The sequence below is a fragment of the Kitasatospora sp. NPDC088264 genome, assembly GCF_040685715.1.
Lineage (GTDB): Bacteria > Actinomycetota > Actinomycetes > Streptomycetales > Streptomycetaceae > Kitasatospora.
Genome location: NZ_JBFBIR010000007.1, coordinates 56,857 through 82,483, shown reverse-complemented (window position 1 = coordinate 82,483; position 25,627 = coordinate 56,857). Strand labels below are relative to the sequence as shown.

The 25,627-nt window shown below is 71.4% G+C and carries 24 protein-coding genes and 4 tRNA genes; 13 read left to right on the top strand and 15 right to left on the bottom strand.

Features of this window, described 5'->3' with window-relative positions; genetic code table 11:
* Positions 1 to 69: 69 nt before the first annotated feature.
* From metG to AB0O82_RS08325, 3 genes are all read right to left on the bottom strand, one after another.
* On the bottom strand, positions 70 to 1,803 hold the full coding sequence (gene metG, locus AB0O82_RS08335) for a methionine--tRNA ligase (RefSeq protein WP_363581423.1): 1,734 nt from the start codon (positions 1,801 to 1,803) through the stop codon (positions 70 to 72).
* Between the two features lie 207 nt (positions 1,804 to 2,010).
* Positions 2,011 to 2,211, bottom strand: a complete 201-nt coding sequence (locus AB0O82_RS08330) for a DUF397 domain-containing protein (RefSeq protein ID WP_063348346.1) — start codon at positions 2,209 to 2,211, stop codon at positions 2,011 to 2,013.
* The gene (locus tag AB0O82_RS08325; protein ID WP_363581421.1) at positions 2,208 to 3,059 is read right to left on the bottom strand and encodes a helix-turn-helix transcriptional regulator; all 852 of its coding nucleotides are present in this window, start codon (positions 3,057 to 3,059) and stop codon (positions 2,208 to 2,210) included. The genes AB0O82_RS08330 and AB0O82_RS08325 overlap by 4 nt, the downstream gene beginning before the upstream one ends.
* 309 nt (positions 3,060 to 3,368) lie before the next feature.
* Between AB0O82_RS08325 and AB0O82_RS08320 the strand changes: the two genes are divergently transcribed.
* Positions 3,369 to 3,527: a hypothetical protein gene (locus AB0O82_RS08320; RefSeq protein ID WP_350880619.1), complete on the top strand. Its 159-nt coding sequence runs from the start codon at positions 3,369 to 3,371 to the stop codon at positions 3,525 to 3,527.
* A 51-nt stretch (positions 3,528 to 3,578) separates the two neighbouring features.
* Here the strand turns inward: AB0O82_RS08320 and AB0O82_RS08315 are convergent, their stop codons facing one another.
* The 3 genes from AB0O82_RS08315 to AB0O82_RS08305 form a co-directional block, all read right to left on the bottom strand.
* The gene (locus tag AB0O82_RS08315) at positions 3,579 to 3,779 is read right to left on the bottom strand and encodes a DUF397 domain-containing protein (protein ID WP_350880617.1); all 201 of its coding nucleotides are present in this window, start codon (positions 3,777 to 3,779) and stop codon (positions 3,579 to 3,581) included.
* Between the two features lie 60 nt (positions 3,780 to 3,839).
* Complete coding sequence (locus tag AB0O82_RS08310) at positions 3,840 to 4,469, bottom strand: GNAT family protein (protein WP_363581419.1); 630 nt, start codon at positions 4,467 to 4,469, stop codon at positions 3,840 to 3,842.
* A 123-nt stretch (positions 4,470 to 4,592) separates the two neighbouring features.
* A complete protein-coding gene (locus AB0O82_RS08305) occupies positions 4,593 to 5,876 on the bottom strand; it encodes an adenylosuccinate synthase (RefSeq protein WP_363581417.1) in 1,284 nt (427 codons plus the stop codon).
* 126 nt (positions 5,877 to 6,002) lie between these two features.
* On the opposite strand from AB0O82_RS08305, the gene AB0O82_RS08300 reads away from it, so the two are divergent.
* From AB0O82_RS08300 to purM, 3 genes are all read left to right on the top strand, one after another.
* Complete coding sequence (locus tag AB0O82_RS08300) at positions 6,003 to 6,857, top strand: diacylglycerol kinase (RefSeq protein WP_363581415.1); 855 nt, start codon at positions 6,003 to 6,005, stop codon at positions 6,855 to 6,857.
* A 242-nt stretch (positions 6,858 to 7,099) separates the two neighbouring features.
* A complete protein-coding gene (purF, locus tag AB0O82_RS08295; RefSeq protein ID WP_350880611.1) occupies positions 7,100 to 8,683 on the top strand; it encodes an amidophosphoribosyltransferase in 1,584 nt (527 codons plus the stop codon).
* A gap of 79 nt (positions 8,684 to 8,762) precedes the next feature.
* The gene (gene purM / locus AB0O82_RS08290; RefSeq protein ID WP_363581413.1) at positions 8,763 to 9,848 is read left to right on the top strand and encodes a phosphoribosylformylglycinamidine cyclo-ligase; all 1,086 of its coding nucleotides are present in this window, start codon (positions 8,763 to 8,765) and stop codon (positions 9,846 to 9,848) included.
* A gap of 162 nt (positions 9,849 to 10,010) precedes the next feature.
* Here purM and AB0O82_RS08285 read toward each other — a convergent pair whose 3' ends face one another.
* Together AB0O82_RS08285 and AB0O82_RS08280 are read right to left on the bottom strand one after the other, a co-directional pair.
* Positions 10,011 to 10,268: a DUF3073 domain-containing protein gene (locus tag AB0O82_RS08285; protein WP_063348338.1), complete on the bottom strand. Its 258-nt coding sequence runs from the start codon at positions 10,266 to 10,268 to the stop codon at positions 10,011 to 10,013.
* A 416-nt stretch (positions 10,269 to 10,684) separates the two neighbouring features.
* Entirely contained in the window at positions 10,685 to 11,842 is a 1,158-nt protein-coding gene (locus AB0O82_RS08280) for a Glu/Leu/Phe/Val dehydrogenase dimerization domain-containing protein (protein ID WP_363581411.1), read from the bottom strand.
* A 208-nt stretch (positions 11,843 to 12,050) separates the two neighbouring features.
* Between AB0O82_RS08280 and AB0O82_RS08275 the strand changes: the two genes are divergently transcribed.
* The gene (locus tag AB0O82_RS08275) at positions 12,051 to 12,938 is read left to right on the top strand and encodes a hypothetical protein (RefSeq protein WP_363581409.1); all 888 of its coding nucleotides are present in this window, start codon (positions 12,051 to 12,053) and stop codon (positions 12,936 to 12,938) included.
* 485 nt (positions 12,939 to 13,423) lie between these two features.
* A complete protein-coding gene (bldC, locus tag AB0O82_RS08270) occupies positions 13,424 to 13,630 on the top strand; it encodes a developmental transcriptional regulator BldC (RefSeq protein ID WP_014137253.1) in 207 nt (68 codons plus the stop codon).
* 357 nt (positions 13,631 to 13,987) lie between these two features.
* Here the strand turns inward: bldC and AB0O82_RS08265 are convergent.
* Both AB0O82_RS08265 and hrpA read right to left on the bottom strand, forming a co-directional pair.
* Positions 13,988 to 14,061: transfer RNA gene (locus tag AB0O82_RS08265), tRNA-Asp, on the bottom strand.
* A 118-nt stretch (positions 14,062 to 14,179) separates the two neighbouring features.
* Entirely contained in the window at positions 14,180 to 18,166 is a 3,987-nt protein-coding gene (gene hrpA / locus AB0O82_RS08260) for an ATP-dependent RNA helicase HrpA (RefSeq protein WP_363581407.1), read from the bottom strand.
* A 187-nt stretch (positions 18,167 to 18,353) separates the two neighbouring features.
* Here hrpA and AB0O82_RS08255 point away from each other — a divergent pair, with 187 nt between their 5' ends.
* Both AB0O82_RS08255 and AB0O82_RS08250 read left to right on the top strand, forming a co-directional pair.
* Positions 18,354 to 18,884 carry a SigE family RNA polymerase sigma factor gene (locus tag AB0O82_RS08255; RefSeq protein WP_363376868.1) on the top strand — a complete coding sequence of 177 codons (531 nt, stop codon included), beginning with the start codon at positions 18,354 to 18,356 and terminating at the stop codon, positions 18,882 to 18,884.
* A complete protein-coding gene (locus tag AB0O82_RS08250) occupies positions 18,881 to 19,861 on the top strand; it encodes a hypothetical protein (protein ID WP_363581405.1) in 981 nt (326 codons plus the stop codon). The genes AB0O82_RS08255 and AB0O82_RS08250 overlap by 4 nt, the downstream gene beginning before the upstream one ends.
* Before the next feature lie 112 nt (positions 19,862 to 19,973).
* Here the strand turns inward: AB0O82_RS08250 and AB0O82_RS08245 are convergent, their stop codons facing one another.
* The 5 genes from AB0O82_RS08245 to AB0O82_RS08225 all read right to left on the bottom strand — a co-directional run bounded on the left by AB0O82_RS08245 (position 19,974) and on the right by AB0O82_RS08225 (position 21,405).
* Entirely contained in the window at positions 19,974 to 20,519 is a 546-nt protein-coding gene (locus AB0O82_RS08245) for a Uma2 family endonuclease (protein WP_363581403.1), read from the bottom strand.
* A 115-nt stretch (positions 20,520 to 20,634) separates the two neighbouring features.
* Positions 20,635 to 20,708, bottom strand: a tRNA-Phe gene (locus tag AB0O82_RS08240).
* Between the two features lie 27 nt (positions 20,709 to 20,735).
* Positions 20,736 to 20,809: transfer RNA gene (locus AB0O82_RS08235), tRNA-Asp, on the bottom strand.
* 55 nt (positions 20,810 to 20,864) lie between these two features.
* Positions 20,865 to 20,937: transfer RNA gene (locus AB0O82_RS08230), tRNA-Glu, on the bottom strand.
* A 126-nt stretch (positions 20,938 to 21,063) separates the two neighbouring features.
* Positions 21,064 to 21,405: a metallopeptidase family protein gene (locus AB0O82_RS08225; RefSeq protein ID WP_350880588.1), complete on the bottom strand. Its 342-nt coding sequence runs from the start codon at positions 21,403 to 21,405 to the stop codon at positions 21,064 to 21,066.
* Positions 21,406 to 21,475: 70 nt separating this feature from the next.
* Between AB0O82_RS08225 and crcB (AB0O82_RS08220) the strand changes: the two genes are divergently transcribed.
* The 5 genes from crcB (AB0O82_RS08220) to AB0O82_RS08200 form a co-directional block, all read left to right on the top strand.
* Positions 21,476 to 21,967 carry a fluoride efflux transporter CrcB gene (gene crcB / locus AB0O82_RS08220; RefSeq protein WP_363581401.1) on the top strand — a complete coding sequence of 164 codons (492 nt, stop codon included), beginning with the start codon at positions 21,476 to 21,478 and terminating at the stop codon, positions 21,965 to 21,967.
* The gene (locus AB0O82_RS08215) at positions 21,964 to 22,314 is read left to right on the top strand and encodes a DUF190 domain-containing protein (RefSeq protein WP_363581399.1); all 351 of its coding nucleotides are present in this window, start codon (positions 21,964 to 21,966) and stop codon (positions 22,312 to 22,314) included. Before crcB (AB0O82_RS08220) ends, AB0O82_RS08215 begins: the two co-directional genes overlap by 4 nt.
* Positions 22,311 to 22,685, top strand: coding sequence for a fluoride efflux transporter CrcB (gene crcB, locus AB0O82_RS08210; RefSeq protein ID WP_363581397.1), 375 nt, complete (start codon positions 22,311 to 22,313; stop codon positions 22,683 to 22,685). Before AB0O82_RS08215 ends, crcB (AB0O82_RS08210) begins: the two co-directional genes overlap by 4 nt.
* Positions 22,686 to 23,121: 436 nt before the next feature.
* Positions 23,122 to 23,553: a hypothetical protein gene (locus AB0O82_RS08205; RefSeq protein ID WP_363581395.1), complete on the top strand. Its 432-nt coding sequence runs from the start codon at positions 23,122 to 23,124 to the stop codon at positions 23,551 to 23,553.
* 196 nt (positions 23,554 to 23,749) lie between these two features.
* Positions 23,750 to 25,627 (top strand): DEAD/DEAH box helicase (locus tag AB0O82_RS08200; protein ID WP_363581393.1); only part of this gene is annotated, 1,878 nt, incomplete at its 3' end.

Genomic DNA, 25,627 nt, shown 5'->3' with positions numbered 1-25,627 from the left:
GGTGCGTCAGAGTCCCCCCGGTGTCAGGCGGGTGGCGGGCGGCCCGGGCCCCGGGCCGCCCGCCGGGGCTCAGCCCTCCTGGCCGCCGAAGCGGGTGGTCCAGGCGGCCAGGTCCTCGTCGGTGATCTTGGCGAACAGCACCGGCGGCACGGTGAACGCCGTCCCGGCCGGCACCAGGTCCAGTGCCCGCGCCTGCTCCGGGCCGACCCAGGACAGGCCGGCCGCCGGAGCGTCCTCGGGCAGGGCGAAGGCGCCGCGCATCGCCGCCGCCGCGGTCGGGATGAACGGCTCGGAGACCACCGCGTACAGCTGGATCAGGTTCATCGCGGTGCGCAGGGTCAGCGCCGCCGCGTCCGGGTCGGTCTTCACCTGGAGCCAGGGCGCCTTCTCGTCCAGGTACGCGTTGCCAGCGCTCCACAGCGCGCGCAGAGCCTGCGCGGCCTTGCGGAAGTTGAGCCCGTCCAGCTGGGCCTCGTACTCGGCCAGCAGGGCGGCGATCTGCTCGCCGAGGCGCTGTTCGGCCTCGCCGGGCGCGTGGCCGGCCGGGACGGCGTCGCCGAAGCGCTTGCGGCTGAAGGTGAGCACCCGGTTGACGAAGTTGCCGAGGGTGTCGGCGAGGTCCTTGTTGACGACGGAGGCGAAGAGGTCCCAGGTGAAGCTGGAGTCGTCCGACTCGGGGGCGTGCGCCATCAGGAAGTAGCGCCAGTAGTCGGCCGGCAGCAGTTCCAGGGCGACGTCGGTGAAGATGCCGCGCTTCTGGCTGGTGGAGAACTTCCCGCCGTAGTAGGTCAGCCAGTTGAAGGCCTTGACGTAGTCGACCTTCTTCCACGGTCGGCGCGAGCCGAGGATCGTGGCCGGGAACATCACGGTGTGGAACGGGACGTTGTCCTTGGCCATGAACTCGGTGTACCGGACGCTGTGGTCGGCCTCGTACCACCAGGACTTCCAGTCCCGGGCCTGCCCGGCCGGGGCCGCGTCCGCCCACTCCTTGGTGGCGCCGATGTACTCGATCGGGGCGTCGAACCAGACGTAGAACACCTTGCCCTCGGCCGCCAGCTCCGGCCAGACGTCGGCCGGCACCGGGACGCCCCACTCCAGGTCGCGGGTGATCGCGCGGTCCTGGAGGCCCTCGGTGAGCCACTTGCGGGCGATCGAGGAGGCCAGCACCGGCCAGTCGTCGCCGTGGGCGGCGATCCACTGCTCGACCTCGTCGGTCAGCTCCGACTGGAGCAGGAACAGGTGCCTGGTCTCCCGGACCTCCAGGTCGGAGCTGCCGCTGATCGCCGAACGCGGCTCCAGCAGGTCGGTCGGGTCCAGCACCCGGGTGCAGTTCTCGCACTGGTCGCCGCGCGCCTTGTCGTAGCCGCAGTGCGGGCAGGTGCCGACGATGTAGCGGTCCGGCAGGAAGCGGCCGTCGGCGTTGGAGTACACCTGCCGGATCGCGCGCTCCTCGATGAAGCCGTTGCGCTGGAGTTCGCGGGCGATCTCCTGGGTGATCTCGCGGTTCTGCGGGGAGGAGCTGCGGCCGAAGTGGTCGAAGGACAGCCCGAAGCCGTCGTACACCGCCTTCTGCGCGTCGTGCGCCTGGGCGCAGAACTCGGCGACGGGCAGCCCGGCCTCCTGCGCGGCCAGTTCGGCGGGCGTGCCGTGCTCGTCGGTCGCGCAGATGTAGAGCACCTCGTGGCCGCGCTGGCGCAGGTAGCGGGAGTAGACGTCCGCCGGGAGCATCGACCCGACCATGTTGCCCAGGTGCTTGATCCCGTTGATGTACGGAAGGGCGCTGGTGACCAGGTGCCGAGCCATCCTCGGATGCTCCGATTTCTCCCGCACGCGCACCCCACCCGGAGTGCTGTGCCAGGCGCAGGGGTCCACTGTGGGCTGCCAAGCCTACCGCCGCCGGGCCGGGAGGACGGTGCGGCTCAGGGGCGGGCTCAGGGGTGGGCTCAGGGGTGGGTGCGGTTCAAGGGCGGTGCTGCTCAGGGGCGGGTGCTGCTCGGGGGCGGGTGTGGCTCAGGGCCCGACGGAGTCGCTGTACCGGTCGAACTCCCCGGCCTTCACCCCGCGGACGAACGCGGCCCACTTGCGCGGCGTGGTCCGGACGACGATCTCGGGGCGGTCCGACTCGCGGATCTCCACCAGACCGTCGGCGGCTCTGATCTCGACGCACTCGTTGCTCTCGCCGCTGGACGAGGACTTCCGCCACTCAGTCATGAGAAGTCTTTCAGTAAGGCCCGGATGAAGTCCCGGGACTCGGCCGGCCCGAGGGCGACCGCGGCGGTCTCCTCCTTGATCTGTCGGTACGTCTGCAGTTCGGTGTCGGTGTGCACGAACTTCGGCCCGTTCGAGAGGTCGATCTGCACGGTGTCGAGCTCGGGAACGGGCCCGCGGGCGAGGTAGAGGCTCTCTCCGGACCCGGGAAAGGTCTCGACGCTGAACGGGATGGTCCGGATCTCCACCCCGGGCCGCTCGGAATGCTCCAGCACGTCGAGCAGTTGGTCGCGCAGCACCACCGCCCCGCCGAACTGCATGCGCAGCGCGGATTCGTGGATGTACGCGGCGTACGGCTTCGGGCGTTCGGTGAACAGCCGCTGGCGCTGGATCCGGAACGCGGTGCGGGCGTCGGCGTCTGGCTGGGGCATCGGCGGCCGGACCCGGGCGAACACCGCGGAGGCGTACGCCGAGGTCTGCAGCAGTCCGGGGATGAAGGTGGTGTGCAGGATGGCCAGCGACTCGGCGTGGTGCTCCATCTCCGCGATGTCGATGAGCCCGCCGGGCAGCCGGCCGCGGTAGCCGTCCCACCAGTACTTGCGCCGGTCCTGCGTCATCGCGAGCAGCGCGTCGAGGTAGGGGCCGTCGGCGCAGTGGCAGGTGCGGGCCCAGAGCCGGAGCCGTTCGGCGCTGATGCCGGACTTCCCGTTCTCCATCTGCGAGATCTTGGGCAGGTCGGTGCCCAGGGTGGCGGCCAGGCTCTTGGGCGTCACGCCCACGCGTTCGCGCATCTTGCGCAGCTCGATGCCAAGGCGCTGCTGACGCACGGTCGGCGACAAGCGGGGTGGCATGACTCTCTTCTCCGGATCGCGGCTCGGGTCGATGCTTCCGGTGAAGTGTGCCGTGCTCACCCGGCCCTAGCTACTGAAATGGGGGATACCCCACGATGGAGTGAACGTTCTCCCGCTCGGTAGCAAGTCTTGCACCTCGACCCTATGGTCGTTCCCGCGTCAGTCACTGACTTGTTGTGGCCTAAACAGCCGCCAATCAGCCGTAAATACACACCAGATGCATGGTCGGCACGCTCGACATCACCGACCGGAGACTGTCATGCCGCTTCCGCTGCTTCTCACCCCCGCCCACCGCATTCCCGCCACCCGGTGAACGGCCTGCTCGTCGCCGGTTTGTCCGCCCTCCTGCTCGCCGTGCTATTCGTCGGCTGGCTGGTCTGGCTGGTCAACGCCCAACCCCGCGAACCGCGTTCCGTAAAACGCGAGTTCGTCGTCCGCCATTCCTCCGCCGCCGTCGAGAAGAAATAGCGCGCGGCAGCGGTGGCCCCCCGCCGGGAGGGGGGCCACCGGAGGGTGCGGTCAGCCGTCGCCGAAGTGGTCGAATTCGCCGCGCTTCACGCCCTCGATCCAGAGCGCGAACTTCTGCGGGGTGGTGACGATGATCGCGTCGGGGCTCTCGGATTCGCGGACCTCGATCAGTCCCCGTTCGTTGACGGACACCTCCACGGAGTCGCCGCCGTCCCGGGTGCTGCTGGTGGACTTCTGCCACTGCTGGGTCATCGGTTTCCTACTCCCATCGCGGTTCCTGCCTGGCACCCTGGACAACTCCCGGGGGGCCGTTCAGGAACGGGGGCGCACGGGGGGTTGGGCACCGCGCGAAAGGCGCTCGACGAGGCGGATCCGGGCGGCGGGCCACTCGTCGGCGAGCATCGAGAAGTAGGCGGTGTCGCGCCACACGCCGGTGGCGCGCCGCTTCTCGCGGCGGTGGACGCCCTCGTACCGGGCGCCGAGGCGCAGGATCGCGTTGCGGGAGCGCTCGTTGAGCGCGTCCGTCTTCCAGTAGACCCGGCCCATGCCCAGGTCGTCGAAGGCGTGCGAGAGCAGCAGCAGCTTGGCCTCGGTGTTGACGGGCGTGCGCCAGACCGAGCGGGCGTACCAGGTGCCGCCGATCTCGACGACCTCGTCGACGGGCCTGACGTCGTAGTAGCCGGTGATGCCGACGGCCCGGCCGCTGGGGAGGTCGATCACGGCGAACTTCACCGCCGACCCGGCCGCCACCTCGGCGAGCCGGGCGTCGAGGATCGCGCCCAGTTCCTCCTCGGTCGCGGGCGGGAGGGAGGGGATCCAGCGCCAGACCTCCGGGTCGGGGCCGACGCCGGCCCACAGGTCGGGCAGGTGGTGGCGGCCGAGGGGCTCCAGGCGGACGTGGCGGCCGGTGAGGGTCACGGGCGTGGGCGGCTGTGCGGTCATGCCGGAAAGGTAGCGCCATGCTGCACTAGATGCAATGAACTTCTGCACTAGTGCAAAATCGGCGGAGCGGGCAAAGCGAAGGGCCCCGTGGGACGTCCCGCGGGGCCCTCGACCGGATCAGGCTCAGATGAACGAGTTGATCTGGATCGTCTCGTCGCGGCCCGGGCCGACGCCGATGGCGGAGATCGGCGCGCCGGACATCTCCTCCAGCGCCTTCACGTACGCCTGCGCGTTCTTCGGCAGCTCGGCGAAGGTCTTGGCCTTGCTGATGTCCTCGGTCCAGCCCGGCAGCGTCTCGTAGATCGGCTTGGCGTGGTGGAAGTCGGACTGGTTGTACGGGAGTTCCTCGACCCGCTTGCCGTCGATCTCGTACGCGACGCAGACCGGGATCTGCTCCCAGCCGGTGAGCACGTCGAGCTTGGTGAGGAAGAAGTCGGTGAGGCCGTTGACCCGGGTCGCGTAGCGCGCGATGACCGCGTCGAACCAGCCGCAGCGACGGTCACGGCCGGTGGTGACACCGCGCTCGCCGCCGATGCGGCGCAGCGCCTCGCCGTCCTCGTCCAGCAGCTCGGTCGGGAACGGGCCGGAGCCGACGCGGGTGGTGTAGGCCTTGAGGATGCCGATGACCCGGTCGATCTTGGTCGGGCCGATGCCGGCGCCGGTGCAGGCGCCACCCGAGGTCGGGTTCGACGAGGTCACGAAGGGGTACGTGCCGTGGTCGACGTCGAGCAGGGTGCCCTGGCCGCCCTCCAGCAGGACGACCTTGTTCGCCTTGAGCGCCTGGTCCAGGACGAGGGTGGTGTCGGCGAGGAAGGGCTTGATCTTGTCCGCGTAGCCGAGGTACTCCTCGACGACCAGCTCGGCCGGGATGGCGCGGCGGTTGTACAGCTTGACCAGGATCTGGTTCTTGTCGTGCAGCGCCGCCTCGATCTTCTGGCGCAGGATCGACTCGTCGAACAGGTCCTGGACCCGGATGCCGACGCGGTTGATCTTGTCCGCGTAGGTCGGGCCGATGCCGCGGCCGGTGGTGCCGATCCGACGCTTGCCGAGGAAGCGCTCGGTGACCTTGTCCAGGGTGCGGTGGTACGGCGTGATCAGGTGGGCGTTGCCCGAGATCAGCAGCTTGGAGGTGTCGATGCCACGGTCGTTGAGGCCGCTCAGCTCGGAGAGCAGCACGCCCGGGTCGATGACGACGCCGTTGCCGATGACCGGCGTCACGTTAGGGCTGAGGATGCCGGAGGGGAGCAGGTGCAGGGCGTACTTCTGGTCGCCGATGACCACCGTGTGACCGGCGTTGTTGCCGCCCTGGTAGCGGACGACGTAGTCGACGGAGCCGCCGAGGAGGTCGGTGGCCTTCCCCTTGCCCTCGTCCCCCCACTGAGCGCCAACGAGCACGAGTGCCGGCACAGGCGTACACCCCTTCCGGTTGGGGCATCCTGCGTAGGCCGCAGTCTGCCCCGAGATAGACGAAGCCCCTGGCGCAGTAGCGCAAGGGGCTCTTGCACCGAGAGATTACCTGAGGAAGGACCGGTCGTGTCGTCCCTGTCCACGCCCGCAACCGGCGGCCCCGAGCCGCTCCTGCTGCTCCTCGACCCGGCGGCCCGGCAGACCGACGGCGAGTCGGTGCGGATCGCGAAGGACGTGCTCTGCGGAGGCGCGGACGTCAAGGTGGTCTATCCGGAGAGCCCGTCCGAACTCGACCGGGTGCTTTCGCACCGGGGTCGTCGACGCCCGGTCGTGATCGGTTCCGACCTGGCGTTGCAGCGGGTGCTCCAAGCCCTGTACCGCCAGCGTGAGCTGGGCGCGGATCCGGTGGGCATGGTTCCGGTCGGCCGGTCGGAGGAGCTGGTCGCGGCCCGCGCGCTCGGGGTGCCGGGCGAGCCGGTCCGGGCCGCGCGAGCGGTGCTGTCGGGTGCGGCGCGCAAGCTCGACCTGCTGGTGGACGACGGCGGCGGGGTGGCGCTGGGAGGGGTGCGGATCACCGGTGCCGGGACGCGGCGTCCGGCCGGCCGTACGGGTGGTTGGCGTTCGCTATGGGCGAAACTGGCTGCGGCCGAGCAGGCGAACGCACTCGCGGCGGACGGCCGGTCCTCCGCCGAGCACAACCCCCGGGTCCGGGTCGAGGCCGACGGCCGGCTGCTCGCCGACGTGCACCGGCCGGTGCGGCTGGTCCAGCTGACCCTGCCGGGCGTCGAGGCGGACGCCGCCGGCGTGCTGGAGGTGGTGATCCGCGCGCCCGGCGCCCTGGTGCGCGCCCGGGCGGAGAGCGTCTCGGTGGTCGGGCGCGGCTTCGGCTACGAGGCGGACGGCCACCCCGTCGGTCCGGTCCGCGCCCGCACCTGGACGGTCCACCCGGGCGCCTGGGGCCTGTTGCTGCCCGCCGCGTGACGCCGGGGTGAACCCCGGGTGAGCAGGCTCACTTTCGCCGTCGCCCCGACTCCCGGCCCTCCGCACACGGAACGCCCCAACAGGCGCGAACCACAAGGCCAACCGCCTCCGGCCGGAATTCCCCCCACCCGAAATCCCCACCCGGTAAGGGGTTTTGTCTACGCGCGTTACCGGCCGATCGTCAGACAATCCCGGCCGCCCGGGTTCCGGAAGCCCGTGCCCGCTGCCCTAGACTCGAAGACGTGCCACGTGGTGACGGAAGACTCAACCACGATCTTCTTCCCGGTGAGAAAGGCCCCCAGGACGCTTGCGGCGTCTTCGGTGTCTGGGCTCCCGGCGAGGAGGTCGCCAAGCTCACGTTCTTCGGCCTTTACGCCCTGCAGCACCGCGGTCAGGAATCCGCGGGCATCGCAGTGAGCAACGGCTCCCAGATTCTCGTCTTCAAGGACATGGGGCTCGTGTCCCAGGTCTTCGACGAGGCCTCCCTGGGGTCGTTGCACGGGCATATCGCCGTCGGACACGCCCGCTACTCGACCACCGGGTCCTCGGTCTGGGAGAACGCCCAGCCGACCTTCCGCGCGACCGTGCACGGTTCGCTGGCCCTCGGGCACAACGGAAACCTGGTGAACACCGCCGAACTGGCGGCGATGGTCGCCGAACTGCCCGGTGAGGAGCACGTCTCCCGCTCCGGGCGGAGCGCCGCGACCAACGACACCGACCTGGTGACCGCGCTGCTCGCCGGCCACCCGGACCTCTCCATCGAGGAGACGGCCAAGGTCGTGCTGCCCAAGGTCAAGGGCGCGTTCTCGCTCGTCTTCATGGACGAGCACACCCTCTACGCCGCCCGCGACCCGCAGGGCATCCGCCCGCTGGTGCTCGGTCGGCTGGAGCGCGGCTGGGTGGTCGCCTCCGAGACGGCGGCGCTGGACATCTGCGGCGCCTCGTTCATCCGCGAGGTCGAGCCCGGCGAGCTGATCGCCGTCGACGAGAACGGCATGCGCAGCTCCCGCTTCGCCGAGGCGAAGCCCAAGGGCTGCGTGTTCGAGTACGTCTACCTGGCCCGCCCCGACACCAGCATCGCCGGGCGCAACGTGCACCTCTCCCGCGTGGAGATGGGCCGCCGCCTGGCGAAGGAGGCGCCCGTCGAGGCCGACCTGGTGATAGCGACGCCGGAGTCCGGCACCCCCGCCGCGATCGGCTACGCCGAGGCCAGCGGCATCCCGTACGGCTCCGGCCTGGTGAAGAACGCCTACGTGGGCCGCACCTTCATCCAGCCCAGCCAGACCATCCGTCAGCTCGGCATCCGGCTCAAGCTCAACCCGCTGCGCGAGGTCATCGCGGGCAAGCGCCTGGTGGTCGTCGACGACTCGATCGTCCGCGGCAACACCCAGCGCGCGCTGGTGCGGATGCTGCGCGAGGCCGGCGCCGCCGAGGTGCACATCCGGATCTCCTCGCCGCCGGTGAAGTGGCCGTGCTTCTTCGGCATCGACTTCGCCACCCGCGCGGAGCTGATCGCCAACGGGATGACCGTCGAGGAGATCGGCCGCACGCTCGGCGCGGACTCGCTCTCCTACATCTCGATCGACGGCATGATCGAGGCCACCAAGCAGCCCAAGGACAGGCTCTGCCGGGCCTGCTTCGACGGCGAGTACCCGATGGAGCTGCCGGACCCGGCACTGCTCGGCAAGCTCCTGCTGGAGGCCGAGATCAAGGGCAGCCAGCAGCCGCCGGCCGTGCGCGGCAAGCCGACCAGCGGCAGCGACCTGGACGGCGTCCAGTCGCTGCTCGGCGGGGCGGGCGCGGCCGACGCGCTGCGCCGCCCGTAACGAATCCACGGTGGGGTCCCGCGAAACGGGGCCCCACCGCTGTTCCAGCCCCCACCAGACCCGAGAGGGCCGCACCGTAGTGACCAGCAACCAGAACGGCGCCACCTACGCCGCAGCCGGCGTCGACATCGAGGCGGGCGACCGCGCCGTCGAGCTCATGAAGCAGTGGGTGAAGAAGGCGAACCGCCCCGAGGTGGTCGGCGGTCTCGGCGGCTTCGCCGGCCTCTTCGACGCGTCCGCCTTCAAGCGCTACGAGCGGCCGCTGCTGGCTTCGGCCACCGACGGCGTGGGGACCAAGGTGGCCATCGCGGCCGCCATGGACAAGCACGACACCATCGGCCACGACCTGGTCGGCATGGTCGTCGACGACCTGGTCGTGTGCGGCGCCGAGCCGCTGTTCATGACCGACTACATCTGCGTCGGCAAGGTCGTGCCGGAGCGGGTCGCCGCGATCGTCAAGGGCATCGCCGAGGGCTGCGCGCTGGCCGGCTGCGCCCTGGTCGGCGGCGAGACCGCCGAGCACCCGGGCCTGCTCGGCCCGGACGAGTACGACGTCGCGGGCGCCGGCACCGGCGTGGTCGAGGCCGACGCGCTGCTCGGCGCCGACCGCGTGCGGGCCGGCGACGTGGTGATCGCGATGGCGGCCTCGGGCCTGCACTCCAACGGCTACTCGCTGGTGCGCCACGTGCTGCTGAACGAGGCCGGCTGGAAGCTGGACCGCAAGGTCGAGGAGTTCGGCCGCACGCTCGGCGAGGAGCTGCTGGAGCCGACCCGGATCTACTCGCTGGACTGCCTGGCGCTCACCCGCGCCACCGAGATCCACGCCTTCTCGCACGTCACCGGCGGCGGCCTGGCGGCCAACCTGGCCCGGGTCGTCCCGGAGGGCCTGCACGCCCGCCTGGACCGCGGCACCTGGACCCCGCTGCCGGTCTTCCAGACCGTCGCCCAGGTCGGCAAGGTGGCCACCCTGGAGATCGAGAAGACGCTCAACATGGGCGTCGGCATGGTCGCGGTCGTCCCGCCGTCCTCGGTGGACGCCGTGCTGGCGATCCTGGAGGACCGCGGCGTCGAGGCCTGGCTGCTCGGCGACATCGTCGAGCGCACCGGCGAGCACGAGGCCGGCGCGGCGCTCTACAACGCCTACGAGGGCTTCACCGCGGGCTGAGCCCGGCTGGACGACGAGAGGGCCCCTCCGGCGCACCGGAGGGGCCCTCTCGTCGTCCAGCCACCCGGGGGGCGGCGACCACCCGGTAACCATCCGGTACGCGGGAACGCCGAAGACCGGCCTGGCGCGCTGGGCGCCTGGGCCGGTCGGCGAAACTACTGGCTACGAGCGGCGAGAGGCCTGCGACGGCCCGGTGCCCGGCTCGGTGTCGTCCTCGTCGTCGAGGTCGGCATAGCGGGCGGCGTACTCGGCATACGGGTCGTCGTCCTCCTCCTCCTCGATCGGCTCCGGGTCGATCGGAGCGGTGGACGGCGATGCGCCCAGCTCGTTGGACAGACGGTTAGCGTCAAACCCGCCGCTGTTGTACTTCAGCTCGCGGGCGACCTTCGTCTGCTTGGCCTTGGCCCGGCCGCGCCCCATGGGTCGACCCCCTCAACGATGGGGCTCACGGCCCCGAGTCTGACACGTGTTCATGATCAGGACCGGCCTGCCCGAATGGGAGGACCGTCCCTTGGAGCATTAACGGTACCTGTTTCCGCCGCTGGACGGTACGTCGTCGGTGTGACGTGGCGCGCACCGACCGCACCCGAGACCAGGTCTTCCCAGGTCAGGGGAGGTTTTGCGGCGGTTTGCGCGCTGTCCGGAGGTGTCTGAGGTCCGTCGTTCCAGGACCGATTATCCCCCCAAGGGGGACCTTGGATCACCCGATCGGGCGCAGAAGTGAGAATCCGGTTCCACATCGTGATGCGCGGGGGGCGGCTGGGCCCCTCCCGCCCGGGGGCGGGTCACGGGGGTGCGGCCGCCCCCCGCGCATCCGAGGTTCCGGGGGCGCCGGATCAGGCCCGGCGGGCGCCCGGCAGCAGGACCGTGCGCAGCGCGCTGATCTCGCGCATCCGCTTCTCGGCCAGGCGGTCGGCGGCGACCGCCGGCGGGACGCCGTCGGAGGCGGCCCGGGTGAAGATCTCCAGGGTGGTGTCGAAGATCCTGGTGGCCTTGTTCTTGGCCCGGTCGAAGTTGAAGCCCTCGATCTCGTCGGCGACCTGGATCACGCCGCCGGAGTTCACCAGGTAGTCCGGCGCGTAGAGGATGCCGCGGTCCGCGAGGTCCTTCTCGACGCCCGGGTGGGCCAGCTGGTTGTTGGCCGCGCCGCAGACGACCGTGGTGCCGGACTCGCCGAGCGCGGCCACCGTGTCGTCGGTCAGCGCGCCGCCCAGGGCGCAGGGGGCGTAGACGTCCAGCCGGGCCTGCAGCAGGGCGGCGGTGTCGGCGACGACCTCCACCTCCGGGTGGGCCGCGCGGACGCGGTTCACGGCGGTCTCGGAGACGTCGGTGATGACGACGGTGGCGCCGTCCGCGACGAGGTGGCCGACCAGGTAGTGGCCGACCTTGCCGACGCCCGCGACGCCGACCCGCTTCCCGCGCAGGGTCGGCTGGCCCCAGCGGGCCTGGGCGGTGGCGCGCATGCCCTGGAAGACGCCGAAGGCGGTCAGGATGGACGAGTCGCCGGCGCCGCCGTGCTCGGGCGAGCGGCCCGTCACGAACTGCGTCTCGCGCGCGATGACGTCCATGTCCTGCACGTAGGTGCCCACGTCGCAGGCGGTGATGTAGCGGCCGCGCAGGGACTCCACGAAGCGGCCGTAGGCGCGGAGCATCGCCTCGTTCTTGTCCTTGGTGGGGTCGCCGATGATGACGGCCTTGCCGCCGCCGAGGTCGAGCCCGGCCAGCGCGTTCTTGTAGGACATGCCGCGGGACAGGTTGAGCGCGTCCTCCAGGGCCGCCTCCTCGGAGGCGTACGGGAAGAAGCGGGTGCCGCCGAGGGCCGGGCCCAGCGCGGTGGAGTGGATGGCGATGATCGCCTTGAGCCCGGAGCTGCGGTCGTGGCAGAGGACGACCTGCTCGTGGCCGTCGCCGGGGGCGCCGTCCTGCTCGGTGCGGAAGATCCTGCTGAGCACTCCGGGTGCGGGGTGCGTGGCGGATGTCTGTACGTCGGTCACTGTGGTGACTCCAGTATCGAAGGCCCGCCTGCTGTGGTGCGGGCGCCTAGGGCGAAGCGTAGTCGCGGGAGCGTCGCCGATCCGCCCTCTTGTCCGAGCTTGTCCCCGCGGTCCGGGGAATGGGACGCCGGGGGTGCGCGGTGCGGGCGCGAAGGGGTTCGGGGGCGCGCCCTCCCGGGGCCGGTCGGCGCGTGCGACCATGCAGGACGTGACCGTCGTGCGCACCTCGGTACTGCCGCCCTACGCCGCCCACCTGCGGGTCTACGAGCCGCTGGCCGCCTACCCGGAGTCCGAGCGGGCGCGCTGGCAGGCCTACGCGGCGGAGCGCGGTCCGGACGCCGTCGAGGCGGCGCAGCCGGTGGCCGCGGCCGTCCTGGAGGAGCAGCGGGAGGCGCTGGCGGAGCTGGCCGCCCGGACGCCCCGGGCGCTGCCCGAGCGGGAGAGCGGGCGGGCCTACCTGCGGGTGGTGGACGGCGTGCTGTACGTCTGCCCGTGGGCGACCAGGCTGCGCAGCTGGCAGGCGCTGGAGGAGCTGCGGGCGGCCGCGCCGGTGGCGCTGCTGGACACCGCGGTGCCGCCGGTGGCCCGGGCGGCGGCGGAGGCGGACCGGGAGCGCTGGCGGGCCGGCCATCCGGACGCCCGGCCGTGGATCCTGACCAGCCGGTGGGAGGTGCCGGTGCGCTGGTTCCTGCCGTTCGGGGACGAGGACCGCTGTTTCGTGCCGGCGCAGGAGCGGGGCAAGCCGGGGCGGGCGGCGGCGCTGTTCTACCTGGTGCCGATGGCGCAGGCGCGCCGCCGGGTGGCCCGGGCCTTCCGGGCGCTGCGTGAAGAGGTGCCGGACGGGGAACTGGTCCGGGGGGCGGAACAGGTCGGGCGGTGGCTGGAGGAATTCCATCCGCGCTCGCTGGTGGAGCTGGACTACGGGGGGCTGGTGCATTTGCTGGGGCCGGAGCGGCTGTTGGCGGACCGTTCGGCGGGGGAGCTGGAGGAGGGGCTCCGCGCGCTGCGGGCGGGGGACACCGCGGAGGCGCTGCGCGCGTACGGGGAACTGACGGCGCGCTGGCGGAGGGTGCTGGCGCTGCGGTACGCGAACTGACGTCCGACCACCCGTGTATGACTGTAAGAGTCCTATGGCCCGAGCTGGATGACCAAGGTCCTGGTTCGGGTCAATAGCTGTCGAACGTGACACTACTCACCGTTGACGCGAACTTACCCCTATGTGCAAAAATGGGACAACCAGCCCAACTTCACGCGGGCATGCCCACTTTTGGGTGGTTCTGGAGTCGATGCGTGCTTTGCGGGGAAACAGGGGGTCTGGTCCCCTCGTAACCAGGCGTCACGGCCGCGTGACTGCCCGTTATGGGGTGGTCCATCGCCATCCGTCGCTCTTGAACCCGTGAGGGGTCAATTTTGGCGGTTTGGTCGATAGGGCTGGACGGATGGTGTAGTTGTAGACACCAGGACAAGCCGTTCGTCCTATAACCGACTCGGCCCGTCTATGCCATTTCGGGCATCGCGGGCCAAGGTGCAGAATTTGAAGGATAGAACCGCCCTGGTTCGGTTCTCCCGAGGAGGCCGCTCATGACCGCTCGTACCCCTGATGCTGAGCCCCTGCTGACGCCGGCAGAGGTCGCCACCATGTTCCGCGTGGACCCGAAGACGGTCACTCGTTGGGCCAAGGCGGGCAAGCTGACGTCCATTCGCACGCTCGGCGGTCACCGCCGTTACCGCGAGGCGGAGGTGCGCGCTCTGCTGGCCGGGATTCCCGCTCAGCGCACTGAGGCCTGATAGGCCGAAGGCTCTTTAAAGGGGCCGCTTACCGGACTCCGCCGGGTCCGGTAAGCGGCCCCTTTGCCATGCCCGCTCGCGGTGTCCGGGTACTCGGCACAACGTACGGAATGCTGAACTCCGGATAACGATTCGATGCGCATGATGCGGGGGGGATTTACAGTTAATGGCTGTACAATTTTACATATTAAATTAGTGAGGTCTTGGTGGGGGTGGTGCGGGGGTGTTCTCGGGAAAAGATAAGTGACGACCGTCACACCGTCTGTCACTTGTGGTCTGGACCTGGTCCGGGATAAACACCGGACGCCAAAAGCGAGAGGCCCGGAACCTGACGGTTCCGGGCCTCTCGCACTGCGGCGATCCCGACGGGACTTGAACCCGCGACCTCCACCTTGACAGGGTGGCGAGCTAACCAACTGCTCCACGGGACCAGAGTTTTCTGATCTCGTTCACTCGCTTGCCGCGCTGCGAACAAGACAGATCGTAGCCCATGGTGGGCCCCCAGGTCGAACTGGCACCTGAGGGCCCCCGAGGAGGCCGCCGCCCAGCTCAGAGCGTGGCCCTGGCGGCCTCCATCGCCTTGGTGATCCGCTTCTCCGACACCGGGCTCGGCGTGCCCAGCGACTGGGCGAAGAAGCTGACCCGCAACTCCTCGATCATCCAGCGGATCGCCAGCACCTCCGCGGACGGCTGCCGACCGGCCGGCACCGCCGCCAGCAGCTCCCCGTACTCCCGCTGCACCTGCTGGACCTTCAGCAACTGCTGGGCGTCCCGCTGCGGGTGGTTGGGCAGCGCCTCCAGCCGGCGGTCCACCGCCAGCAGGTAGCGCTTGAGGTCCGGCAGCCGCTGCCAGCCGGTGTCCGTGACGAAGCCCGGGTGCACCAGGGAGGCCAGGTGCAGCCGGATGTCGTTCACCGCGTTCAGCAGCACCGGGCTGCTCACCGACTTCAGCCGGGTCGAGGCCTTGTGGAAGGCGATCAGTGCGGTGGCCGTCTTCAGCGTGGTGTCCGCGGACAGGTCGTACAGGTCCGCCCGCACCTTGTCGTGCAGCGTGCCGAAGGCCGCCTCGTCCCAGGCCGGTCCGCCGGCCAGGGTCATCAGCCGGTCCGTCGCACAGGCCACCACGTCCTCGAAGAGGGCGTTCACCGAGCCGTGCGGGTTGTGCGAGAGCGCCAGCTTCGCCTGGTTGCCCAGCCGGCCCTGGATCGACTTGGCCGGGGAGGTGGTGGTCAGCATCAGCAGCCGGCGGGTGCCCTCCCACATCGACCGCGTCTGCGCCTGCGGGGTGTCGAACAGCTTCACGCCGACCGACGCCCCCTCGTCCACCAGGGCCGGGTAGGCGCGCAGCGAGTGGCCGCGCGAGCGCTGCTCGAAGGTGCGCTGGAGCACGGGCAGGCCGCCCGGCCAGGCGGTCAGCCCGCCCTGCTCGATGCCCTGGCCGGAGGCCGCCGAGGACAGCGTCTCCTTGAGCTTCGGCTTGAGTCGCAGCCGCAGCTCCTCCAGGTCCTTGGACTCGGCGAGCTTGCGGCGGCCGTCCACCACCCGGAAGGTCACCTTGAGGTGGTCCGGCACCCGCTCGTCGTCCCAGGCCTCCGGCGGCACGGTGATGGCCGTCAGGCGCTTGAGGGCGTGCTCCAGGGACGGCAGCAGCGGCTCCTGGCGGTCCTCCACCGCGCGCAGCGCCGCCTTCGCGAAGTCCGGCGCCGGCACGAAGTTGCGCCGGATCGCCTTCGGCAGCGACTTGATGTACGCGGTGACCAGCTCCGTCCGCAGGCCCGGGATCTGCCAGTCGAAGCCCTCCGCGGTGACCTGGTTGAGCACCGGCAGCGGGATGTGGACGGTCACGCCGTCCGCGTCGCTGCCCGGTTCGAACTGGTAGGTCAGCTGGAAGCGCAGCTTGCCCTGCTGCCAGTGGTCCGGGTAGTCGGCCTCCGTGACGCCGTCCGCGGAGTCGTTGATCAGCATCGACTTCTCGAAGTTGAGCAGGTCCGGCTGCTCGTGCCGGGCCTTCTTCCACCAGGAGTCGAAGTGCCGGGTGGAGACCACGTCCTCCGGCAGCCGGGCGTCGTAGAACTCGAACAGGGTCTGGTCGTCGACCATGATGTCCCGGCGCCGGGCCCGGTTCTCCAGCTCCTCGACCTCGCCGAGCAGCTTGCGGTTCTCGGCGAAGAACCGGTGGTGGGTCTCCCAGTCGCCCTCGACCAGCGCGTTGCGGATGAACAGCTCGCGGCACAGCTCCGGGTCGATCCGGCCGTAGTTGACCTTGCGCTGGGCGACGACCGGCATCCCGTAGAGCGTCACCCGCTCGTACGCCAGGACGGCTCCGGCCTTCTTCTCCCAGTGCGGCTCGCTGTACGTCCGCTTGATCAGGTGGCCGGCCAGCGGCTCCACCCACTCCGGCTCGATCTTGGCGTTGATCCGCGCCCACAGCCGGGACGTCTCCACCAGCTCGGCCGACATCACCCAGCGCGGCGGCTTCTTGAACAGGCCCGAGCCCGGGAACACCGCGAACCGGGCGCCGCGCGCGCCGCCGTACTCGCGCTTCTCCACGTCGAACAGGCCGATGTGGGAGAGCAGGCCGGCCAGCAGCGACTGGTGGATCCGGTCGGCGTCCGGCTCGGCGTCCTCGTGCGGCTCCTCGATGGTGACGCCCAACTGCTTGGCGACCGTGCGCAGCTGGGTGTAGATGTCCTGCCACTCCCGTATCCGCAGGTAGTTGAGGAACTCCGCCTTGCACATCCGGCGGAAGGCCGAGGAGGACAGCTCGCGCTGCTGCTCCCGGACGTAGCGCCACATCGCCAGGTAGGACAGGAAGTCGGAGGTCTCCGAGTTGAACCGGCGGTGCCGCTCGTCGGCGGCCTGGCGCTTCTCGGCGGGGCGCTCGCGCGGGTCCTGGATGGACAGCGCGGCGGCGATCACCATCACGTCGCGCACGCAGCCGTTCTTGTCGGCCTCCAGCACCATCCGGGCCATCCGCGGGTCCACCGGGAGCTGGGCCAGCTGGCGGCCGAGCGCGGTGAGGCGCTTGCGCGGGTCCTTCTCGTCCGGGTCCAGCGCGCCCAGCTCGTGCAGCAGGTGCACGCCGTCCTTGATGTTGCGGGAGTCCGGCGGGTCCAGGAACGGGAAGGCGGCGATGTCGCCGAGGCCCGCCGCCGTCATCTGCAGGATCACCGAGGCCAGGTTGGTGCGCAGGATCTCGGCGTCGGTGAACTCGGGGCGGGAGAGGAAGTCCTCCTCCGAGTACAGCCGGATGCAGATGCCGTCGGAGGTGCGGCCGCAGCGGCCCTTGCGCTGGTTGGCGCTGGCCTGGCTGATCGCCTCGATCGGCAGCCGCTGCACCTTGGTGCGGTGGCTGTAGCGGGAGATCCGGGCGGTGCCCGGGTCGATCACGTACTTGATGCCGGGGACGGTGAGGCTGGTCTCGGCGACGTTGGTGGCGAGGACGATCCGGCGGCTGCCGGAGCGCTGGAACACCCGGTGCTGCTCGGCCGAGCTCAGCCGGGCGTACAGCGGCAGGACCTCGGTGGACTTGAGTTTCAGCTTGTCCAGGGCATCGGCGGTGTCGCGGATCTCGCGCTCGCCGGAGAGGAAGACCAGGATGTCGCCCGGGCCCTCGGCCTGGAGCTCCTGGGCCGCTTCGCAGATCGCCTGGATCTGGTCCCGGTCGCGGTCGGCGTCCGTCGCGTCGTCGTCCTCGTCCAGGTCGTCGACGAGCGGGCGGTAGCGGACCTCCACCGGGTAGGTGCGGCCGGAGACCTCGATGATCGGGGCGTCGTCGAAGTGCCGGGCGAAGCGCTGCGGGTCGATGGTCGCGGAGGTGATCACGACCTTGAGGTCCGGGCGGCGCGGGAGCAACTGCTTGACGTAGCCGAGGATGAAGTCGATGTTGAGGCTGCGTTCGTGCGCCTCGTCGATGATCAGGGTGTCGTACTGGAGCAGTTCGCGGTCGGTCTGGATCTCCGCGAGCAGGATGCCGTCCGTCATCAGCTTGACCAGGGTGTCCTGGCCGACCTGGTCGGTGAACCGGACCTTCCAGCCGACCGCCTCGCCCAGCGGGCTGCGCAGCTCCTCCGCGACCCGCTCGGCGACCGTACGGGCGGCGATCCGGCGCGGCTGGGTGTGGCCGACCAGACCGCGCACGCCGCGGCCCAGCTCCAGACAGATCTTCGGGATCTGGGTGGTCTTGCCGGAGCCGGTCTCACCCGCGACGATCACCACCTGGTGGTCCCGGATGGCCGCCAGGATCTCGTCCTTCTTCTGGCTGACCGGCAGCTCGGCGGGATAGCTGATCGGCGGGACGGCACCGCGGCGCTGCTCGACCAGCAGCTCGGCGCGGTCGATGTCGGCGGCGATCTGGGCGGCGACCTTCTGCCGGGCCTCGGGCTTGCGGACCCGACGGGCCCCCTCCAGTCGGCGCCCGATCCGCACCTGGTCGCGCAGGGTCAGCTCGGGCAGGCGGGCGGCCAGCTCACCGATACCGGAACCCTCGGCGGGTGCGGGGGCGGACTGGACTGCGGGAGAACTCACTGCGGGCATCCCTCTAGGTTCGCAAGGAGGCACGGCGGCGCGCACCTCGGTTTTCGAGCCTCTCCAGTGTCACAGCCCCCGGCGGCCGAGCGCGAACGGCGGGTCCGGGTGCCGGTGACGTCGGGCCGGGCGGCTTCGGGCCGGGCCAGGCAACGGTTCGCGGCGGTTTCGGGCTCTGGGGGTTGAGGAGGTGCTCATGGGAGCCCAGAAGACCGCGAGGGACGAGGAGTTCCGCGCGTTCACCGGCAGCGCGTGGACGCGGCTGCTCAGGACGGCGTACCTGCTCGCGGGGGACCGGCACACCGCCGAGGACCTGGTCCAGCAGGCCCTGGAGCGGGCGTACGTCGCCTGGAGCCGGGTCCGGGCGGCCGACGACCCGCACGCCTACGTGCGCCGGATCCTGATCAACGAGCACGCCCGCCGGTTCCGCCGCCGAGCGGCCGAGGAACTGGTCACCGCCGTCCCCGACCGGGCCGCACCCGAGGGCCCCGACGGCTACGCGCGGCTGGACGAACGGGCGGCGCTGCTCACGGCCCTCGGCACGCTGCCGCCCCGGCAGCGGCAGGCCGTCGTGCTGCGGTACTGGGAGGACCTCACCGAGACCCAGACCGCCGCGGCGATGGGCTGCTCGGTCGGGACGGTGAAGAGCCAGGCGGCCAGGGGCCTGGCCAAGCTGCGGGAGGCCTCCTCACTCAACGGGCTGGCGAGCATCGGAGGCGGAAGATGAGCAACGAGGGCAACGTGGGGGCCATGGGGAACGTGGACGGCGAGGACAGGGCCGGGGCGGGGTCCGAGGCCTCGGCGGCGCGGGTCCTGGGCGAGCTGGCCGGAAGCGTCGAGATCGGGGCCGTCCCGTACGACCGGCTGGTTGCCGGGGGGCGGCGCCGGCTGCGGCGCCGGCGGCTGCTGACCAGCGGGGCGGTGGCGGCGCTGGTCGCGGCGGCCGTCGTCGGGGGGACGGCACTCGGCGGGCTCGGGCTCGGGCGGGGGCCGGGAGACGCGGCCGACGCGGGGGCGGTGGTGGCGGACGCCCGGACCGTCACCACCGCCGAGGCCGCCGCAGGCACCGCAGGCACCGCGGGCACCGCCACGACACCGACCGCTCCCGCGCGGGATCCGTTCACCCCGGTCCGGGTCGTGGTCGGCCAGGGCACCACGAACGGCAGGCAGTGGCAGGCGTGGGCCGCGTTCTGGCCGGCGGCCGCCACCAAGGAGGACGCCCTCCGCCAGGCCCGGCTGATCTGGGCGGACCGGCACGCGGCCATCCCGCAACTGCCGGAGACCACCCGGGCGGACATCGACCGGAGCTGGCACCCGGACGTGGACCTGGTGAACCTCTACGCCACCGTGGACGGGCAGCGCCAGGTCGACGACGCGATGCACGACACCCCCGCCCCGGGGACGCCGGACGGGGCGATCATCGACCGGGCCACCTCCGGAGGGGGGACGATGCTCGGGCTCAAGGGCGGGGAGCTGGGCGCCTCACCGGTGGTGATCGCCGGGGTCCGGCCCCAGGTCGCGAAGGTCGTGGTCACCTGGGACACCGGCGGCGTCAGCGCGTCGGTGCCGGTCGCCCTCGGCGACTCCCCGACGCACTGGTACGCGATCGCCAAGAAGCCGGGCGCCCAGGCCCGCACGTTCACGTACTACGCGGCGGACGGCTCCGTGCTGGGCACCGACGCCAGCTGGTTCCGCTCCTACTGAACCCGCCCGGCGCTGTGCGGCCTCGGCGCCGCCCGCGCGACCGGCCCACCTCCCCCTCGGGTCAGCTCACCCGGCCGCCGGGCGCGCTGACCCGAGGGGGAGCCGCCCGGGATCAGTAGGGCAGCAGGTCGCCGGTGACCAGCTCGAACCCGAAGGGCTCCGGAACGCGCAGCGTCTCGCCGAACGCGATGTCCTCGCGCCGGTGGTACCGGGTGCCGTCCGGCCTGCTGAAGAGGGTGACGGTCTTCTCCCGCGCGTCGACCAGGAGGTACAGCGGGATCCCCATCAGCGGGTAGTCCCGCACCTTCCCGACCCAGTCGTTCTCGGGGTTGGAGGGCGAGACCAGCTCGACCGCGATCGCGGCCAGCTCGGCGGGCACCTGGTTGTCGGTGGTGGCCAGCGCGTCGTCCGGAAGGTACGTCAGGTCGGGATTGCGGCTCTTGCCGACGTTGGGCGAGACCAGATCGGTGTTCTCGCTCGGCAGCAGCCCGGCCGGGGTGTGGGCGTCGAACTGCCGGCGCACCACCAGCAGGTTGCGCTGGTGGATCCCCGAGGGGCTCACCATCATGGTGATGGTGTCGCCGGAGAGCTCCACCTTGAAGCCGTCGGGCAGGCTCCTGCGGGCTTCTTCCAGGAGCTCGAAGTGTTCCGGGGTCATGAGTGCGACGCCTCCCGAACCGAATCCACCGGTATCCGGCAGCCAGCGTAGTCGGCGTCCGACCCCCGGGACGGCGGAAGCCCCGCAGCGATCACGCTGCGGGGCTTCCGATCTGTGGCCAGGGCCGGGGTCGAACCGGCGACCTTCCGCTTTTCAGGCGGACGCTCGTACCAACTGAGCTACCTGGCCGTACTACACCGTCTCTTGCGAGACGAGCGATCCCGACGGGACTTGAACCCGCGACCTCCACCTTGACAGGGTGGCGAGCTAACCAACTGCTCCACGGGACCTTGTAGTGGTTTCCCACTAAGGTCTTGCGGCACTGCTTTTTACTACGGTACTGCGTGCCCCCAACGGGATTCGAACCCGTGCTACCGCCTTGAAAGGGCGGCGTCCTGGGCCACTAGACGATGAGGGCTTGCGGCCTGTCCCGCTGTTTCCAGCGTTCGGGGACGTCGAGAAGCATATGGGATGCAGGGCGGATCGCCAAAACGGGTTTCGGCCGGGTGGGTGGGGGCCGTCCGAGGGCCGCCCGGGGCGGGGGTCAGGACCAGCCGAGTTCGTCGAGTTCGTGGTCGTCGAAGCCGAAGTGGTGGGCGACCTCGTGGATGACCGTGGTGCGGACTTCGGCGACGACCTGGTCGTGGGTCTCGCAGTGCCGGAGGGTGGGGCCGCGGTAGATGAGGATCCGGTCGGGCAGGACGCCCGCGTACCACTCGCCGCGTTCGGTGAGCGGGGTGCCCTCGTAGAGGCCGAGGAGTTCCGGGTCGGCGGGGTCGGGCTCGTCCTCGACGAAGACGGCGACGTTGTCCATCATGGCCGCGAGCTGCGGGGGAATCTGGTCGAGGGCGTCGCTGACCAGCGTCTCGAACTCTTCCCGGGTCATCTCCACCGGTTCATTGTCGGGTCTGGAGTGACGCTGTGCCAGACGGCGGAAGCCGGTGTTTGATGGGGTTATGGCGACCTCGGACGGCACGGTGGACGGCCCGGCGCGGACCCGGCCGGTGGGCGACGGGACGGCCGCCCGGAGACGGCCGCCGGTGTGGCGCGGGCAGGGGCCGGCCGTGGCGGTGATCGCGGTGGGCGGGGCGATCGGGGCGGTGGCCCGGTACGGCGCCGGGCTGGCCTGGGCGAACGGGCCGGCGGCGTTCCCGTGGACGACGCTGCTGATCAACGTGGTCGGGTGCGCGGTGATCGGGGTCTTCCTGGTGGTGATCACCGAGGGGCGTCCGGCGCACCCGCTGCTGCGGCCGTTCTTCGGCACCGGGGTGCTGGGCGGCTTCACCACCTTCTCGACGTACGCGGTGGACATCCGGCGGCTGGTGGAGGAGGGGCGGCTCGGGCTCGGGCTGGCGTACCTGGGGCTGACGCTGCTGGGTGCGCTCGGCGCGGTGTGGGCGGCGGCCGCGCTGACGCGCCGTCTGATCGCCCGCGGGGGCGTGCGGTGAGCAGGTTGAGCGGGCCGGCGCTGCGGCTGACCGTGTTGGTGGGGGAGAACGACCGCTGGCACCACCGGCCGCTGTACAGCGAGATCGTGCACCGGGCGCGGGCGGCGGGGCTGGCCGGGGCGAGCGTGTTCCGCGGGATCGAGGGGTTCGGGGCGTCGTCGCTGGTGCACACGGCGCGGCTGCTGTCGCTGAGCGAGGACCTGCCGGTGGCGGTGGTGATCGTGGACGAGGAGGAGCGGGTGCGGGCGTTCCTGCCGCAGTTGGACGGGCTGGTGGCGGAGGGTCTGGTGCTGCTGGACCGCTGCGAAGTGGTCAGGTACGTGGGGCGGGAAGAGGCTTCGGGGTGAACTGGCTGCTGGTGGTGGCGGGCGCGGTGGTCGGCGCGCCGCTGCGGTACCTGACCGACCGGGCCGTGCAGGCCCGGCACGACTCGGTGTTCCCCTGGGGGACGTTCGCGGTGAACGTGGTCGGCTGCCTGGTGCTCGGCCTGGTGACCGGGGCGGTGGCGGCGGGGGCCGCGTCCCCGCACGTCCAGGTGCTGCTGGGGACGGGGCTGTGCGGGGCGCTGACCACGTACTCGACCTTCTCGTACGAGACGCTGCGGCTGGTCGAGACCGGGGCGGGGCGGTACGCGCTGGCGAACGTGGCGGGCAGCGTGGTGGCGGGGCTGGCCGCGGTGTACGCGGGGGCGGGGCTGGCCTCGGCGTTCTGGGGCTGAGCGTCTGCCGGTCTGCCCGTCTGCCGGTCTGCTCGCCTGCCGGTCTGCTCGCCTGCCGGTTCGGCGGGCTGTGGCGGATGCGGCCCGGACGCTTCCTGGCGCGCTGCCCGTGTCCCGTCGGGGCGGGCGCGCGTTGGGCACCGAAAAGCGGCCGCGCGAGCAGTGGGCGGCCCGGGTGGGGCGGTGGAGAGGGATCTCGGTGGCTTCGGTGCGGGCGGTTCGGGCGGTGGTGCGTACGGCTTCGGTGCTGGCGGTGGCCGGGCTGGGGTTGACGGGGTGCATGTCGGTCGGTCCTGAGGCGGAGGTGAAGCACGGGGTGGCGCCGGTCGGGCAGGCCGGTCCGGCGGGCAAGCCGGGGGTGACGAGCGGGCCGTCGGCCTCGCCGAGCGGCGCGCATCCGGGGAGTGCGTCCGGGCGCCCGGAGCGTTCGGGGGGCTTGCAGAGCGAGAACGCGCCGGCCGGGGTGACGGCTGCGGCGGCGGGCGAGGTGGCACCCGGCGCGAACGGCGCGGCCGCCGGCGTGGTCCCGGTGCCGGGGGCGCCCGCCGTGGACGCCGCGCCGGCCGGCACCGGCGCGAACGGTTCGGCGGGGGGCGTGAGTGCCAGCCCCGCGCCCCGGCCGGGCGGCGGTGCGTCGGCCGGTACCGGTGGTGCGGCGGGCACCGGGGGCGCGGGCGGGGCGGGCGGCACCGGTGAGGGCCGCTCCGGCGGCACGGCGGGCACGCCGTCGGCCACGCCGAGCAGCCACTCCTCGACGTCCCCCGAGCCCGAGCACAGCTCACCCGCCGCGACCGTCCCACCGACCACGGAGCCCTCGGCCGGCAACTCCGGTTCCTCGGCCCCGAGCCCGCATGCGGGTGGGCATTAGCGGGCTGGCCAGGGCATTTGCCTCTGATCCCGAGGTTCGTCTATGGTGGTAGATCGTTCGTTTGATTCATTTGACTGGCGCCCTATTCCCATCTGGCGCCCTTGGCGCGTTCCGGCGATCCGTGGCTGACCGCATAGAGGCGGTTGTGAAACAGAACCCCCGGACTTTGGCGCGTGCCACTTCCGGAAGGTTTTACATGTCTCTCGTTGACGACGCCCGCTTCGCCATGCCCGCGAGCGAGGCCGCCGCCGATGTCACCGACACCGCCGACACCCTCACCGACGCCGTCGAGGCCGTCGAGCCCACCGACGCCGACGCCGACGTCGAGCTGAACGCCGACGCCGTCGAGGCCGAGGAGGCCGTCGAGGCCGCCGAGCCCACCATCACCTTCGGCGACCTGGGCCTGCACGACGACGTCGTGCGCGCCCTCGCCAAGCGCGGTGTCACCACCCCGTTCCCGATCCAGGCCGCGACCATCCCGGACGCCCTGGCCGGCAAGGACGTGCTGGGCCGTGGCCGCACCGGCTCCGGCAAGACCCTCAGCTTCGGCCTGCCGCTGCTGACCCGCCTCGCCGACGGCGAGCGCACCAAGCCCAAGCACCCGCGCGGCCTGATCCTCGTCCCGACCCGCGAGCTGGCCATGCAGGTGGCCGACGCCCTGGAGCCGTTCGGCTCGGTGCTCGGCCTCAAGCTCAAGGTCGTCTGCGGCGGCACCTCGATGTCGAACCAGATCTACGCGCTGGAGCGCGGCGTCGACGTCCTGGTCGCCACCCCCGGCCGTCTGCGCGACCTGCTGAACCGCGGCAGCGCCAAGCTGGCCGACGTCCGGACCGTCGTGCTCGACGAGGCCGACCAGATGGCCGACATGGGCTTCCTGCCCGAGGTCACCGAGATCCTCGACCAGGTGCCGGCCGGTGGCCAGCGCCTGCTGTTCTCCGCCACCCTGGAGAACGAGATCGACACTCTGGTCAAGCGCTACCTGAAGAACCCGGTCACCCACGAGGTCGACCCGTCGGCCGGCGCGGTCACCACCATGACCCACCACATCCTCGTGGTGAAGCCCAAGGACAAGGCGCCGATCACCAACGCGATCGCCGCCCGCAAGGGCCGCACGATCATCTTCGTCCGCACCCAGATGGGCGCCGACCGCGTCGCCGAGCAGCTCATCGAGGCCGGCGTGAAGGCCGACGCGCTGCACGGCGGGATGACCCAGGGCGCCCGTACCCGCGTCCTCGGCGACTTCAAGGACGGCTACGTCAACGTCGTCGTCGCCACCGACGTCGCCGCCCGCGGCATCCACGTCGACGGCATCGACCTGGTCCTCAACGTGGACCCGGCCGGCGACCACAAGGACTACCTGCACCGCTCCGGCCGCACCGCCCGGGCCGGGCGCTCCGGCGCCGTCGTCACCCTGGTGCTGCCGCACCAGCGCCGCGGCGTCTTCCGCCTGATGGAGGACGCGGGCGTCGACGCCTCGCGCCACATCCTCGACCACGCCTTCGACGCCGAGGTCGCCAAGATCACCGGCGCCCGTTCGCTGATCGAGGTCCAGGCCGAGAGCGCGGCCGGCATCGCCGGTGCCGCCGAGCGCGAGCTCGCCGACATGACCCGCCAGCTGGAGCGCGCGCAGCGCCGCACCACCGAGCTGCGCGAGGAGGCCGACCGCCTGGCCGCGCGGGCCGCCCGCGAGCGGGCCGAGCTGGGCATCGAGGACGAGGCCCCGGCCGCCGAGGCGGGCGACGAGGCCGCTGCGGAGACCCCGGCCACCGAGGCGCCGGCTCCGGCCGCCGCGCCGCAGGCCGAGGAGCGCACGCCGTCGTACCGCGAGGCGCGCACCGAGCGTCCGGCCTTCGGCCGTGACCGTGACCGCGATGACCGTGGTGGCCGTTCCGGTGGCTTCAACCGTGACCGTGACGACCGTGGTGGCCGTTCCTTCGGTGACCGTGACGACCGCGGCGCCCGTTCCGGTGGCTTCAACCGCGATGACCGTGGTGGCCGTTCCGGTGGCTTCAACCGTGACCGTGACGACCGTGGTGGCCGTTCCTTCGGTGACCGTGACGACCGCGGCGCCCGT

What these genes read in the sequence shown, in the direction of transcription:
- AB0O82_RS08285 (WP_063348338.1), bottom strand. Translation starts at nt 10,268, where the DNA reads ATGGGGCGCGGCCGGGCCAAGGCCAAGCAGACGAAGGTCGCCCGCGAG.
- AB0O82_RS08325 (WP_363581421.1), bottom strand. Translation starts at nt 3,059, where the DNA reads ATGCCACCCCGCTTGTCGCCGACCGTGCGTCAGCAGCGCCTTGGCATC.
- AB0O82_RS08245 (WP_363581403.1), bottom strand. Translation starts at nt 20,519, where the DNA reads ATGACCCCGGAACACTTCGAGCTCCTGGAAGAAGCCCGCAGGAGCCTG.
- AB0O82_RS08255 (WP_363376868.1), top strand. Translation starts at nt 18,354, where the DNA reads ATGGGAGCCCAGAAGACCGCGAGGGACGAGGAGTTCCGCGCGTTCACC.
- AB0O82_RS08315 (WP_350880617.1), bottom strand. Translation starts at nt 3,779, where the DNA reads ATGACCCAGCAGTGGCAGAAGTCCACCAGCAGCACCCGGGACGGCGGC.
- AB0O82_RS08225 (WP_350880588.1), bottom strand. Translation starts at nt 21,405, where the DNA reads ATGACCCGGGAAGAGTTCGAGACGCTGGTCAGCGACGCCCTCGACCAG.
- metG (WP_363581423.1), bottom strand. Translation starts at nt 1,803, where the DNA reads ATGGCTCGGCACCTGGTCACCAGCGCCCTTCCGTACATCAACGGGATC.
- AB0O82_RS08310 (WP_363581419.1), bottom strand. Translation starts at nt 4,469, where the DNA reads ATGACCGCACAGCCGCCCACGCCCGTGACCCTCACCGGCCGCCACGTC.
- hrpA (WP_363581407.1), bottom strand. Translation starts at nt 18,166, where the DNA reads ATGCCCGCAGTGAGTTCTCCCGCAGTCCAGTCCGCCCCCGCACCCGCC.
- crcB (WP_363581401.1), top strand. Translation starts at nt 21,476, where the DNA reads ATGGCGACCTCGGACGGCACGGTGGACGGCCCGGCGCGGACCCGGCCG.
- bldC (WP_014137253.1), top strand. Translation starts at nt 13,424, where the DNA reads ATGACCGCTCGTACCCCTGATGCTGAGCCCCTGCTGACGCCGGCAGAG.
- AB0O82_RS08330 (WP_063348346.1), bottom strand. Translation starts at nt 2,211, where the DNA reads ATGACTGAGTGGCGGAAGTCCTCGTCCAGCGGCGAGAGCAACGAGTGC.
- AB0O82_RS08250 (WP_363581405.1), top strand. Translation starts at nt 18,881, where the DNA reads ATGAGCAACGAGGGCAACGTGGGGGCCATGGGGAACGTGGACGGCGAG.